Origin of the sequence: Autumnicola edwardsiae (assembly GCF_031846505.1) — a bacterium.
GTDB classification, from domain to species: domain Bacteria; phylum Bacteroidota; class Bacteroidia; order Flavobacteriales; family Flavobacteriaceae; genus Autumnicola; species Autumnicola edwardsiae.
In genome coordinates, this window is sequence record NZ_JAVRHP010000014.1 from 39,387 (window position 1) to 53,575 (window position 14,189).

8 protein-coding genes are annotated in these 14,189 nt (G+C 40.6%); 3 read left to right on the forward strand and 5 right to left on the reverse strand.

All coding sequences use genetic code 11. The features are described 5' to 3' along the window. Positions 1-148 precede the first annotated feature (148 nt). The 3 genes from RM529_RS04540 to RM529_RS04550 all read left to right on the forward strand — a co-directional run bounded on the left by RM529_RS04540 (position 149) and on the right by RM529_RS04550 (position 6,575). Positions 149-3,190, forward strand: coding sequence for a SusC/RagA family TonB-linked outer membrane protein (locus RM529_RS04540; protein WP_311483560.1), 3,042 nt, complete (start codon positions 149-151; stop codon positions 3,188-3,190). A gap of 12 nt (positions 3,191-3,202) precedes the next feature. Beyond that, positions 3,203-4,669 (forward strand): RagB/SusD family nutrient uptake outer membrane protein, encoded by a 1,467-nt coding sequence (locus RM529_RS04545; protein WP_311483561.1) that lies wholly within the window; start codon positions 3,203-3,205, stop codon positions 4,667-4,669. 94 nt (positions 4,670-4,763) lie between these two features. Further along, positions 4,764-6,575: a glycoside hydrolase family 2 protein gene (locus tag RM529_RS04550; protein WP_311483562.1), complete on the forward strand. Its 1,812-nt coding sequence runs from the start codon at positions 4,764-4,766 to the stop codon at positions 6,573-6,575. 124 nt (positions 6,576-6,699) lie between these two features. Here the strand turns inward: RM529_RS04550 and RM529_RS04555 are convergent, their stop codons facing one another. The 5 genes from RM529_RS04555 to RM529_RS04575 all read right to left on the reverse strand — a co-directional run. Beyond that, positions 6,700-7,932, reverse strand: coding sequence for a redoxin domain-containing protein (locus RM529_RS04555; RefSeq protein ID WP_311483563.1), 1,233 nt, complete (start codon positions 7,930-7,932; stop codon positions 6,700-6,702). Between the two features lie 45 nt (positions 7,933-7,977). Next, positions 7,978-8,733, reverse strand: coding sequence for a ThuA domain-containing protein (locus tag RM529_RS04560; RefSeq protein WP_311483564.1), 756 nt, complete (start codon positions 8,731-8,733; stop codon positions 7,978-7,980). 27 nt (positions 8,734-8,760) lie between these two features. Continuing rightward, positions 8,761-10,104 (reverse strand): glucuronyl esterase domain-containing protein, encoded by a 1,344-nt coding sequence (locus RM529_RS04565; protein WP_311483565.1) that lies wholly within the window; start codon positions 10,102-10,104, stop codon positions 8,761-8,763. Continuing rightward, positions 10,097-12,634, reverse strand: coding sequence for a glycoside hydrolase family 9 protein (locus tag RM529_RS04570; protein WP_311483566.1), 2,538 nt, complete (start codon positions 12,632-12,634; stop codon positions 10,097-10,099). The genes RM529_RS04565 and RM529_RS04570 overlap by 8 nt, the downstream gene beginning before the upstream one ends. Before the next feature lie 660 nt (positions 12,635-13,294). Continuing rightward, positions 13,295-14,189, reverse strand: an 895-nt coding sequence (locus RM529_RS04575) for an MFS transporter (protein WP_311483567.1), incomplete at its 5' end; no start/stop codon positions are given.

The window sequence follows — 14,189 nt, forward strand, 5'->3', positions numbered from 1 at the left end:
TCTTCAGTCGTGCGGCAGGTCTATTATTGGTCTACTGCGAAACGCTGCATAATCTTATCATCCTGTTAATTTCTTGGCCGAAATCGATTGCGAATTAGATTTATTTTTCTACTTTTAACCTCAACTAACAAACATTCAATTAATCAATATGAGAGAAAATTACTTTAAAAGTAGCTTGTTTTTGCTCTGCTTCCTTTGCTTCGGCTTTATTTCGGCACAGGAAACAATTACAGGAACAGTTACTGATGCAAATGGACCGCTTCCCGGAGTTAATGTGATATTGGAGGGAACAACAACAGGTACCACAACAGATTTTGATGGAAATTATACTCTGGAAGTGGAAGAAGATTTGGGGCCCGACGCCAGGCTTATTTTTAGCTATATTAGCTATCAGACACAGCAAATTGCGATTAACGATCGTTCCGTGATAGACATAAACATGGTCGCCGATGCCCAGTCATTGGATGATGTTGTAGTTGTAGGTTACGGTACACAGTCAAGGGCTGAAGTTACCGGGGCAATTTCTTCTATAGACACAGAAGAGATCAACAGTCTTCCTGTGGCTACTGCAGAGCAGGCTTTGCAGGGAAGAGCTTCAGGTGTTACGGTGATCAACTCGGGTGCTCCCGGAAATTCGCCGGCAGTAAGGATTAGAGGCTTGGCTTCACCTAATAACAACGATCCTTTATATGTTATAGATGGAGTAATAGCAGGAGGATTGGGAAGTCTTAATCCAAATGATATTAAGAATATCCAGGTTTTAAAGGATGCCTCTACTACAGCGGTTTATGGTTCGAGAGGTGCGAATGGTGTCGTGCTGGTTACTACTAAATCTGGAAAAGCTTCTCAAAAAGCCGAGCTAAGTTTTGATTCCTATTCCGGGGTGCAGTTTAACAGTAATCGTTATGATGTGTTAAATACTGAGCAGTATATACAGTATGCAAGAGAATTTGGAGAAATAGTGCCTCCGGTTCCAGGCCGTATTACAGACCCTCAATATGCAGATTTTCTTGATAATGAAACCGACTGGCAGGATGAAATTTTTAGAACAGGTGTTTTAAGAAGTTTTAATCTTGGTCTTTCCGGAGGTAATGAGAGTAGCAATTATAGGTTTTCAGGGGGTTACCTTAATCAGGAAGGGTCGATTATTGAAACAGAGTATGAGCGATTCAATTTCAGATCTAATAGTAATTTTAATTTTGGAAAACTTCGTTTCGGACAAACGCTAAACGTGGCTTTTACTGTTCAAAATCCTGAAAGGGAATCGGGAGGTAGGTCACTATTAGAACACGCTATCAAATCAGCTCCTTATTTACCTGTATATAATTCTAATAACAGGGGTGGTTTTCAGGGTCCCAATTCTACATTAGATGGGCAGGATGCAGAAAATCCGGTTCGGGTCCAAACACTGGGAAGTGCTGAAAATAAAGGCATAACTATTTTAGGTAATCTATTTGCTGAATATGAAATACTCGACGGTCTTGTTTTTAAGAGCCAGGCAGGTTTAGATTATTATAAGTATAATGATGATATTTTTATACCTTCTTATAATGATGACAGCGCGGGAGCAACTCATCAATTTGATTTTGCTCAAATTACTAAAAACAGCGGTACCAATCAATCTCTTACCCTTACTCAAAGCTTGAATTACAAATTCGATATTGCAGATTTGCACAATTTCGAAATTCTTGCTTTAGCAGAAGATCAAAGAATTGATAGCGAAAGTCTTAATGCAAGCAGCCAGAACCCGATTACTGATGATGTGGAAGAATTATCATTAAATCAAGCTGGATTGTCTTCGGCTTCTTCAGAATACAGGAGGGTAGGATTTTTAGGTCGTATTAACTATAATTTTGATCAAAAATATATTTTAGCCGGCTCTTTCCGTAGAGATGCTTCCACCCGCTTCGGTGAAAATAATCGTTGGGGTAATTTCTGGTCTGTTGCTGCAGGATGGAATGTAGCCAAAGAAAATTTTATGCAAGATTCAGATATTAACAATCTGAAGATTAGAGGTAGCTGGGGTACAACTGGTAATGACCTTATCGGTAATTATAGTTATGCTTCAACACTGGTTACAAGTTTTATTTATCCAATCGGAGGTGCAGCCATGCAGGGTACTACTGCTGAAGGTCTTGCTAATCCAGACCTTAAATGGGAAGAGGTGACTATGAAGAATATCGGAATTGATTTAGGTGTTTTTAATAATGCCTTTACACTGTCACTGGAATATTATAATAACCAAAGTGATGATCTTCTTTTTGATTTGCCACTTCCACTAAGTTTAGGGTACAATGTTCCTACAATAGCTTCCAATGTTGGATCTGTCGAAACAAATGGTTTTGAGGTTGATCTTGGTTATAATGATTATGAAGGTGATTTTACCTGGTCTGTTAATTTAAATTTGGGAACCAGTAAAAATGAAGTACTTTCCATAGGAGGCCTTTCCGGGATTCCGGGAGGATTTTTTGAAAATGAGTATCTAACCAGGATCTCACCGGGAGAAGCTTTATTTCATTTCTATGGTTTAAAGACCGACGGTATCTACCAAAATCAGGCTGAAGTTGATGAAGTCTTAACAGCGAATCCAGACCAAGAGGTTGTGCAACCTGGAGATGTCCGCTTTGTGGATATGGACGACAATGGAATTATAAATGCGGCAGATAGGACAGTGATAGGTAATCCATACCCAGATGTTACGCTAGGTCTTAATTTAAGTGCTCAGTACGAGAACTTTGATATCTCTTTGTTTATTCAGGGAGCTTATGGACAGGATGTCTATAATACTAATCTTTATGACCTGCAAGGTATGGGGAGATTGTTTAATAGTGGTGTAGCTGTTCTGGATCGATGGAGCGGAGAAGGTACATCGAATTCAATACCACGTGCTTATGGCGCACCTCAGAACCTTAATGCTTCAGACCGCTTTATTGAAGATGGTTCATATACAAGATTGAAAAACTTGAATATAGGATATACTTTTGATGAGGGTATCTTTGGTGACTCGCTTTCTAATTTAAGAATATATTTGAGTGGTCAAAATTTGATTACCGTAACAGATTATTCCGGTTTAGATCCCGAGATTGGAGTTGATAATGTTTTGGATCAGGGTGTGGGATCTATAGGTATTGACAGAGGATTATATCCTCAACCTACTTCCATAACCTTTGGTCTTCAAGTAGGATTTTAAAAAAAAACAATTATGAAAAAAACAAAAATTTTATTAATGACCTTTATTACATTGTTCGTTATAAACGGATGTGATGAAGAAGATTTTGAACTAAGCAACCCGAGTGGTCTTTCTCCTGAGACGTACTTTAGGACAGAGGCCCAGGTGCAGTCGGCAGTAAATGCTGTATATGCTAATATGCAGACTATGGGGTTATATACCAGGACTTATTTCTTTGCGATGGATCTTATGTCTCGTGAAGTTGTTGGGAATCCTCAACTAGAAGCAGATAAGGTAGTTTACCAGCAATGGTCCTTTGATGCGAGTCATGCTCCTATAGCCTGGTATTGGGATTCCTGTTACAGGGGAATAAACAAAGCAAATTTTGTTATTAACAATGAAGAAAGGATTAGTGCTATCCCATCTTCCCTCTTAAATGATGAAAGAAAGGCTAAATTTATTGGGGAGGCCAAATATATGAGGGCTTTTTACTATTTCTTGCTGGTAACACGATTTGGGGATGTTCCATTAATTACAGATATTCCTGATGATGGATCAGGTTTTCCACGTAGTCCTGAAGAGGATGTCTGGAATCAAATTATTGCTGATTTAAATGACGCGAGCCAATCATTACTGCCTAAAGAAGACACCGAAAATGGAAGGGCTACCCAAGGAGCTGCTTATGCTCTTCTAGGTAAATCTCATCTTTATAGGGAACAGTACCAGGAGGCTCTAAACGCTTTTGATAATATTTACGGCGAATATTCTCTGGAAGATGATTACTTCGCTAATTTCAGAGAAGAGGATGAGTTTGGACCGGAATCAATCTTTGAAGTTCAATTTGATGATGATCTAGGTAACTCTGCAGTTTGGAATTCAAATTCATCTGGTGAAGGTGCAAATGAAGTTACTTTCCGTGGTCAGGAATATGGATTTAATGACTGGTTTAACGTATATCCTTCAGACATGCTTCTGGATGAGTATGAAGAGGGTGATATCAGGTATGACGAAACCTTTTATTTTGTTGGCGACACCTTTGCAGGAGGTCTTATCGAAGCTCTTCCTAACGACAGAAGAGCGGCTTGGAGAAAGTATCAGAATTATTATAAAGATGCTAACGAAGATCAGGCTTCCGGTATAAACTTTAAGGTTATAAGATATGCTGATGTTCTTCTAATGATGGCTGAAGCTGAAAATGCTCTGGGTAATCCATCAGAAGCTATTGGTTACATCAACGAGGTAAGAGAAAGAGCAGAGTTAAATCCTCTTGCTATGGGTCTTTCTCAGGATGAAGTATTCGATGCTATTGTTCATGAAAGGTTTGTAGAATTAGCCGGTGAACAAGTACGTTTTCCTGACCTTGTAAGATGGGGACTTGCAGATGAGGTCCTTAGTCCATATGGTTATCAGGAAGGGATCCACAATATCTGGCCTATTCCTAATGATGAAATTGTGGCAAATGATGCTATAAGTCAGGAAGATCAGAATCCTGGATATTAATTCTTTTTCGATTTTAAACTTAAAAGCCCTTTCATTAAATTGGAGGGGCTTTTTCATACTAATCAAATGATATACTATGTTAAAATAAAATCAAATGAAATATTTAAAAATTTTTGTCTTAGTTCTTGTGGCTATAGTTTATTCCTTTCCGGTTTTTTCTCAAACGCTTATTCAGAATGTTGAAAACAGGGAGAAAATTAGTCTTAACGGCCGGTGGAATTATATTATAGATCCTTACCAAATGGGATACCTGGATTACAGACAGGAGCCTTTTGATGAAAGTCCGTCGGGTAAGGGTGGTTTCTACGAAAACCTGAATGCCGATAACGCCCCGGGGCGTATAGAGTATAATTTTGACCTTTCATCTACCCTAAAAGTACCGGGCGACTGGAATTCTCAGGAGGAGAATCTGGAATTATACGAAGGCACGTTGTGGTACAAAAGAGATTTTACAATTTCTCCGGAAATGAATAACCGGTATTTTGTTCATTTTGGTGCAGTGAACTATGAAGCACATGTTTACCTGAATGGTGAAAAACTGGGAGTTCATAAAGGAGGTTTTACGCCCTTTCAGTTTGAAGTTACAGGAAACCTGAAAGACGGAGAAAACTTTCTGGTTGTGATGGTAAATAATACCAGGAAGCAGGATGAAGTCCCAACCGTGAATACCGACTGGTGGAACTACGGCGGAATTACAAGAGATGTTAATCTTGTAATAACACCTAAAACTTTTATTTCTGATTATAAGGTCCAGTTGGCAGATAATAATATGGATCGTATTACTGGCTATGTGCAGTTAAATGGTGCTTCGGAAAGAGGTAATGTTCAGGTTGAAATTCCTGAACTTGGAATTAATGAATCCTTTAATGCTGATGCGTCAGGGAAAGTTGATTTTGAAATTCCCGTGAGCAATGTTAAGTATTGGTCTCCAGACGAGCCGGTTCTCTACCAGGTAGATATTTCTTCAGGAAAGGAGAGGGTTAGAGACGAGATTGGGTTTAGGACTATAGAAACGCAGGGTAAGAATATCTTGCTGAATGATAAGTCAATTTTCCTTAAAGGAATTTCGATTCATGATGAGAATCCGTTAGTTGAAGGAAGATTAAGAACAGAAGGAGATATGAGAATGATGCTGGAGTGGGCTAAGGAACTTGGTTGCAACTTTGTTCGCCTGGCACATTATACGCATAACGAGAAGATGATACGGCTTGCAGATGAGATGGGATTAATGGTCTGGGCAGAAATTCCTGTTTACTGGACAATTTCCTGGGAGAATGAAGCAACTTATCAAAACGCCGAAAATCAATTATTAGCGGCGATTGATCGTGACAAGAACAGGGCGAGTGTCATCATTTGGTCTGTTGGGAATGAAACGCCTGTTACAGAGGCGAGAAACAAATTTATGGGTAATCTGGTATCCAAAGTCAGGAGTTTGGATGATACGCGGCTTGTGGCAGCAGCGCTGGAAGTAGAACGGGAAGGTTACACGGTAACAGTTGATGATCCTCTGGGCGCGAAACTCGACCTGGCAAGTTTTAACGAGTATGGAGGCTGGTACTGGGACAAGCCTGGAGAATTGTCCAAATATACCTTCGATATTCATTTTAACAAACCTGTAGTTATAACCGAATTTGGAGGAGGAGCTTTGGCAGGTTTTCACGGTGATAAAAACACCATGTGGAGCGAGGAGCACCAGGAGTTTATTTATGAAGAGCAGTTAAAAATGTTGAATAAAATCGATGGCTTAAGAGGTATGACTCCGTGGATATTGGTTGATTTTAAATCCCCGAGAAGACAACATCCGGTGTATCAGAATTTCTGGAATAGAAAAGGGCTAATTTCTGAAACCGGGGAAAAGAAGAAGGCTTATTTTGTGCTTCAGGATTATTACGAAAGCCTGGATTAAGTTTTAAGAAATATCAAAAAACCGGGATGTGTTGAATTCCCGGTTTTTAATATCTTAATATATCTGCACTGGCAAATATTAGCTCAGAATTTGCTTGTCTTTTTGTTTGAAGGCTGGTTTGTAATTAGTAGATTCTTCCCATCATAGGATGTTCTACAATGGTCTTCTTTAACTCAAGAAAATCTACTTCTCCCTGATAAGTCCATACCACATTTCCTCCCGGTTCTATAAGCATAGTGTAGGGTAAGGCCCCGTTCCATTCCGGGTCAATTGCTTCTATTAATGCATATTTGTCATCATTAACTGCAATGTGATTTCCTACAGCCGAATTAGTGCTTTCCAGGAAATCGAGTGCGCTCTCCTTCTTTGAGAGTTTATCTCCAGAAATTGATACGAACTCAAAATCCCTGTCACCAAACATCCGCTGGATAGTAACAAATTCAGGATATTCTATTCTACATGGAGCACACCACGTTGCCCAGACATTAATTAACCGGAGATTCTCGCTGTTGTTCTTGATGACCTCTTTCAGCTCATCTGTAGAGCTTTCTTGCAATGTCACCTCTTTCTCTGCCCATTCAGCATCTATTTTTTCGCGATTCTTTGTTTTCCATCCCCACTTTGTGGAACAGCCAAAGGTTTTTGTAACAGGTTCTTCCAATTCTTCATTAGCCAGGATTTTATCGAGTGCATTTCGCAAGTCCTCACCATTCTTTGTGCCGGGTTTTTCTGTGTCGTCTATACGGCCCACATACTGTAAAGTACGCTGCTCATCAAAAACAAAAGTATGAGGAGTCGCCGCTGGGCCATAGGCCAGGGACACCTCCTGGTTGTCACCGTCATACAGGTAAGGAAAATTGAAATTTTTATCTTTATCCCTTATAATCATATCTTTGTAAGTGTCTCCCAGGTCTGAATATCCCAATTCTTCAGGCAACAGACCCAACGGGCTGTTAGGAGAAATTGCCACAACCTGAACACTTTTTTCTTTATAATCACTTGTAATGGATTTTATCCTCTCTTCATAAGCCTGGGCTGTAGGGCAATGGTTGCAGGTAAAAATAACTGCTAGCACCTTAGCGGAACTGTAGTCGGAAAGTGAATGATATTTACCATCAGTCCCGGGAAGATTAAAATCTGGCGCTTTATCTCCTATTTCCAGCGTTTTCACCTCCTGCTCCGGTACTTTTACAGGATTAGAAGAAAATGCAAACGTATCCACTACTTGCGCCTGTTCATTTTCATCTGTACTTACACTTGAATTTTTAGTGTCAGATTTGCATTGGGCAAATACAGCCCCCACCAGTACGACTAATGAGTACTTCAACAGGAGATAGGATAAATAATTTCTTTTCATGATAAAAATTAGATTAATTTCTTTATTTCTGAATGTGATCAGCAACTATTTTTTAATTCCGTTTCCTGTGGCAGCCCAGTAGATACCTCCGTACAGGTGATGTAAAAACCACGGATCTTTATAAATTTCCGCGATATGGCCTAATCCTGTATAAAAAGACCTCCCGTTATCAAAGTACTGATACCAGGATATTGGATGGTCACCCATTCCTTTTCCAATTTTTTCTCCCCATTGAACCTCAGGATCGTAAGATTCTTCATCTACGCTAAGCAGGATGTTTAGATTTTTAGAATACTCTTCCGGAAGGAATTCATACCACTCATCAGTCCATAGAAACCTTTTTGGGAAAATTTCCATTCCTGGGAAGTTGGTGTCTACAACATCTACCATAGCAGATTGCTCCAGGGGGTGTATATGGAACATTTTCCCGATCAGCTGGTTGTACCACGGCCAGTCGTACTCTGTATCTGAGGCGCTATGAACGCCCACAAAACCTTTACCGGACTGGATAAACCTTTTAAATGCTGCCTGTTGCTCTTCATTAAGAATATCTTCTGTAGTGTTCAGGAAAATTATAACATCAAATTGTTCAAGAAAATCGTCATTAAACCTGGTGGCATCCTCATGCCACTGCATATCAAAACTATGCCGTTCAGCCATAGCTCTCATTGCTGTCACTCCTTCATTTATAGATTTATGATGCCATCCGGCAGTTTTGGTAAAGAGGAGGACATTAAACTGGTTTTGAGCAGAGGTCTGCATTGCAAAAACAAATACGAAAAGGATAATTAAATTTTTCACGTCTTTTATTTTAATGGTTTAGTATAATTAATCTTCTTTAGTTGAAAGATACTTACTTGCAAATTCAATAAAGTATGGCCAGTTTGGAACCACAGTATGGCCTCCTCTGTGTTCACGAAAGGCAATTTGGCCATCCATCAAAGCTTTATGTTCCAAAGGATAATCAGTAGTTCCCATTCCATCTCTTTTCAGCAGTTCATAAACAGGGGCAGCATGTACACCGCCAAGGAACATTCCTTTTGCATCTATCCATTTTCCTTCTACTTCCGGATCGCCCGAACTGATAAAAACCGGTCGCGGCGCAGCCATTGCTATTAGTTGATGTGCGTCTACCGGCAGATCATTTGGCGTTAGAGGGCCTGCATATTTTATAAAGTTAGGGGCAAACCAGTGATATTCAGCTGAAGAGGCGAGATTTTCTACCTGCTCACCATATTCCCGTCTCAAAATCTTTGTTCCGCCTGCTCCGGAAGAGCCTATAAATCCAATGGCGAAACGAGGGTCATAGGCAAAAGTCACAATAGCCGCTTTGCCATATCGTGAAAGGCCTTCTATTCCTACCCTATTTTCATCCACGGCGGGATCTGTTTCAAAATAATCCAGAGCCCTGCTTGCTCCCCAGGCCCAGGCCCGTAGCGCTCCCCAGTCATCTGTTTTTCGTGGCTGCCCTTTATTCACGAGACCGATAATTCCTTCCCTTAAACCGGCACCATTATCGGCCTGGAAACTGGTGGGGATCAGGACGGCATAGCCCCAGCCCTTCTCAAGTAATTGTTCCTGCCAGGGAGTTCCTTCCGGAGCTGGCCTTGGGATATGGGATGGCCAGTTCCAGCCCAATTCCATGATAACGGGAACAGGTTCGCTGGTTGTGGCAGGGGTAGTAAGACTTATTTCAATTTCGACATCTATTTCAGGATAGGCAGAGTTATCTACCCGGCCTGCCAGGTTTTTCTGAATCGCCGGATATCCGCCAATAACGGTATCTGTTGTGCTGGTCACTTCCCAATGTACATCAGGAACGTTTTCAGGAACACGGCCATAAACTTCCCGATCAAAATCTTCTTTAATTTCTGCTCTTCTTCGTTCCCAGTCTTGTGGAGAATCCACTTTTGAACCATCTTTAAAAATTAAAGGATCTGGTAAACTGGAGTAAGGAGAAGCCTTGGATTCGTCAGAATTTGCCGCATTAGGAGCTTCGGGATTACCAGAAGGGCCTGGTCTTAATTCGTCTATGCCCAGCTTTCTCATCATTAGTTGGTGATCTTCGTGGCTGAGCCGGTTTATACTGTCCCGGTCCTGCTGTGAAAATTGGGAAAAGGACAGGGAAGTGATAAAAAATGTAAGTAGTAGGGTGAAAAGTGTTTTATTCATTTACAAGGGAATTTACTGCGTTTACCAGATAAATGTAACTTGAACCTACACTTATCACATATTCATTTTCTCCCCAGAGAAAGGGCCAGTCTTCTCTGTTTTCCGGAAAGTCCGGCTTTAAAATCAAAACGCCGGGGACAATTCCTCCTGCAATAAAAGAAAAATCTGCCCGGTTCATTCCGTATGCTACTTTTTTTGATTTTGTACCAACTCCAGATACAAAAGATATTGAGGAATCTGGATGAGTCCCATAAATATAGTTTAATGCTTTATAGACATGTTCCTTATCTATAAGATCCGGAAAAGCTTTGTAAAGCAGGTAATTATTCATGGCAAAAGCAATAACCTGTCCATTTCCTGCCCAGCCGCCACGGCCAATTGGTACACCAAACGGATTTTCCTGATAATGCGCATCCAATTCGCTCTGGTAGGCCATGGTCCTTTCTCTCATTTTCTTCTTAAAAGAATCTTTCATAAAAGGGAGCACCCGGGTAATCCGCCCGGAATGAGACGAAAAGTTCGAATCGATAACCGGCCACATTTCTGTAATACGAGCAGCATATTTCTGGTCCTTTGTGGCAAGTAAAAGTTCTACGGCGGCTTTTAACTCTTCATCTTGCAGTGTGCCACCGGTGGTATTTCCATGATGAAAAAGGTCTGGTTCTTTAGCATGCTCTTCCTTCCAAACATTTTTTGCGGTGGTAAGGCATTCCTGTGCAAGCGAATCGTTATAGCCTTTTAAAACGCGACTGGCGGCAGCAAGAGCGGCTATAGAACCGTAATTTAAAGGTGTGGATTTGCTGGTGAAAGCCCATCTGTCATCAAACTTTCCACTTCTGTAGCCGTCAGACTCAAGCGAATCCATGTTTTTGTCGTAGATAAGATTATCTGTCATTGTTAATCCGTCGCCAAGATGCGTGTACTGGGAAATATCGGGAACAATAATTCCGGGAATAGCGTGTCCTACAGCTCTGTGCTGTGCAATTAAAGCCAGGGTCCCATGTTCAATTTGCTGAAGCATATCCGCCTTTCCGTCGGGATTATGTATATCAACATATTTTGCGTCGTAATTTACTGAAGTCTGGTCCCGCTGAAGATTAAAATCTTCATAAGCATATACCAGGTTGTTAACTACATAATATTGGGTCTGCGTTCTAATATCATAATCCCCGGCATCGTACCAGCCTCCAATATTTAATTTGGGGATATGTTCCCCGGGCTCATACTGCGTATCTGTTGTAGGGCCCTGGGCATAAAGATCAAAATGCTCATGATCTACAGGTGCCTGTAAAGCATCATCCATATGGGATGCACCATGCCACACGCGGTAAGCTTCATTAACGAGCATGTGGTCCATTTGTACGGGAAAATAGATATCGTTTGTAGGATGCCAAGCATCTTCATAAATATTCTCACCTATTCTAAATGGAGCAGTGGTTTCTTCAGCATAACTAATTACATAGGTACCCGGCTCCCTTATTTCAGAAAAATCATAGTGAAAATAATTATATCGGGTATACTGTCCCCATCTGGCAAGTTCTCCTGTTTGCACATCAATCTTTTCACCTTCTTCGGAAATTTTCTGAAGAGTGGCGGTTTGCTCGGGAGTAGCATTTTTATCCAGTTCAATTACAGCCACTTTCTTCTGGTTAGGATGATAACCAACCTGGGAATGTGCAATTACGGGCTTGCGAGACCATCCGGGAATAGCGTTGGCTGAAATAAACCACTCCAGCACTTTTCCTGTTTCACCTTCCGGAATAAGACTTCTCACCACAAACCAGCCATTCTGGGCTTTGTCCCTTCCGTCGTGCAGCATTAATTCTGCATCTTCCGAAATTATGGTAACCCTACGCTTGGGATCTTCCGGCGCCAGCACGAGTTTTTGACCTGTAGCCATAGGTTTTGGTGAAGTATAGCCGGTATTGTCTTTGTTCATATCACTACTGGGATATAGCGGAAAAACGTCACCCTTGCCGTCCATATAATAGGTTTTTTCCCAGTAAGCTGAAGGAATAAACTCTAAATTCAAACCGGCTTTGCCCACCAGAGTTTCAGGTACGGCTTCCTCCAGGTGCACACTAAGAAGAATACCATCGTCTTTTGCCTCTGCGCGAACCATATACTTAAAGTTGTAGTCGGGATACTCCTGGTAAGTATCAATCCGGCCGTTTTCGCGGTCTACTTTCCTTTCAGAAAAAGTAGGGATGGCGTCCCATTGTTCAGGGGTGGCATGCAGTCGCACATCACCATTGGTGGCCGTACGATCCCCGTGATGTATAATTTCTATACCGCTTATTTTCGAGTCGCTGAATAAACCATTGTACCAGTTGCTAAAGGCCAGAATATTAACACCTGGGACCTCAAAGTATTCCTCTTCATTTAATTCCATATCAGCATCTTGTGCCGAAAGTGGAGAAATGATTAGTAGGAAGAAAATGAATATTAGAATTTTATTTTTGACAGGGTCATGCTCGCTGCTGTGGGTTCTGCGGTGCTTTTCCCGGTAAGCAGGGTAATTGTTTTCCATTGTAAGATTTTATTATTTAAGTGCGTTTAAATGTGGTAAATTATATAGGATTCACAAGTTAATAAATGTATTTTAATAATTTAACAATTTTCTGAATCTACTGTACCTGTAGAATCTTTTAAGTTCATATTTTTATTTGTAATAATATTAATTAGAAAATTTTTTCAGAAAAAGAAGTGTAGTACGATAATTACCATTTTTCGAAGGGTGATCATGGTTTTCTTCCCAGTGATATTAATCTTCATCTGTTCATATTTATATTTTATAGTCTCAAAAGAGCTTCATTTTGAAATGCTCGGGAATAATCTTCAAAATAAAAAGCCATCCAAGATTATCAATTTTTTTCAGTCACCTTTATTTTTCCAGGCTACAAATAGCCGCAAAATTCCTACCCTCCTCGTTCTGATCTTCGTTTATAGAAGGCAGGAAAGACTGATTTATGAAACGGTTACTTTTTTAACGATCTCTCCGGAAATTTGCCGCTTTGGGAGGTTTTTAATGAGCAGATGACTATAGATATGGGTATGCCGAAAACAGGGAAAGAATTTTTAGAAAAACCAATATCACCTGTAGTCCTTCAAACTAGATCAAAAACTCAGAAGGTAGCTTTTTCTATCAGCTATTACTTTTCTAATTGAATTGCTTTTCGATAATCTTTGCTTAAACCTGCTCCTGTTGCTGCTGGCGAAAAAAGAGTTGCGATACAGGAATCAGCATTAATCCTGTAATTATAAAAAGGATAAAAGATAACTTCAGGCTAAAGGCATTTGCCAGATAGCCAATTAGGGGTGGGCCCAGCAACATCCCTACAATTCCATAGGTAGCGATTATAGAAACTGCCATGCCCGCGGAATATTTTGAAGAGGTGCCCGCCAAAGTAAATACCATGGGGATAATAGCTGCCACGCCTAGTCCTACCATACTAAACCCAATTAGCGCCGGCCAGAAATATGGAAAAATTACTACCATTAAAATCCCGCACGCAATAAGGGTGGCACTAAAAATAAAAGTTTTTTCCATGCCAATTTTATCTATAATATTATCTGAAAAGAACCTGGAAAGCGCCATAAAAACCATAAAAATAAAGTAGCCAAGAGTAAAAATATCTTCTCCAATTACCTCTTTAAAGTACACACCACTCCAGTCGAACATACCACCTTCACAAAGCGCCGCGAAGAAAACCAGCAGCCCCAGGTATAAAATAAATTTATCTGGTTTCCCAAGTTTTAGTTTGTTGCCCTGCGGTGCACGGTCGTTGGTTAATAAAAATCTGTAGGCGGCAATTGCAGCAATAAAAGTTACAACAGCTACCATTGCCAGGTGCTCCGGCATCGGGACGTTCAGCTTAAGCATTAAGGTAGAAAAACCCACGCCCGTGAGTCCGCCGGTACTCCACAGGCCATGAAAAGATCCGTTGATCTTTTTTCCGTAGTTTTTCTGAAGGGTGATCGCCTGGGTATTCATGGAAATATTCAGGATTCTCATGCAAAAGGAAAACAAAAAAACGGAAACGATCAATAACAGGAGGCTGTCTGAATATCCAATCCCTATAAGC

Bases quoted from the DNA above. Each gene is read 5' to 3' on its own strand.
- RM529_RS04565 (WP_311483565.1), bottom strand. From the start codon at position 10,104: ATGAATAAAACACTTTTCACCCTACTACTTACATTTTTTATCACTTCC.
- RM529_RS04570 (WP_311483566.1), bottom strand. From the start codon at position 12,634: ATGGAAAACAATTACCCTGCTTACCGGGAAAAGCACCGCAGAACCCAC.
- RM529_RS04555 (WP_311483563.1), bottom strand. From the start codon at position 7,932: ATGAAAAGAAATTATTTATCCTATCTCCTGTTGAAGTACTCATTAGTC.
- RM529_RS04545 (WP_311483561.1), top strand. From the start codon at position 3,203: ATGAAAAAAACAAAAATTTTATTAATGACCTTTATTACATTGTTCGTT.
- RM529_RS04540 (WP_311483560.1), top strand. From the start codon at position 149: ATGAGAGAAAATTACTTTAAAAGTAGCTTGTTTTTGCTCTGCTTCCTT.
- RM529_RS04550 (WP_311483562.1), top strand. From the start codon at position 4,764: ATGAAATATTTAAAAATTTTTGTCTTAGTTCTTGTGGCTATAGTTTAT.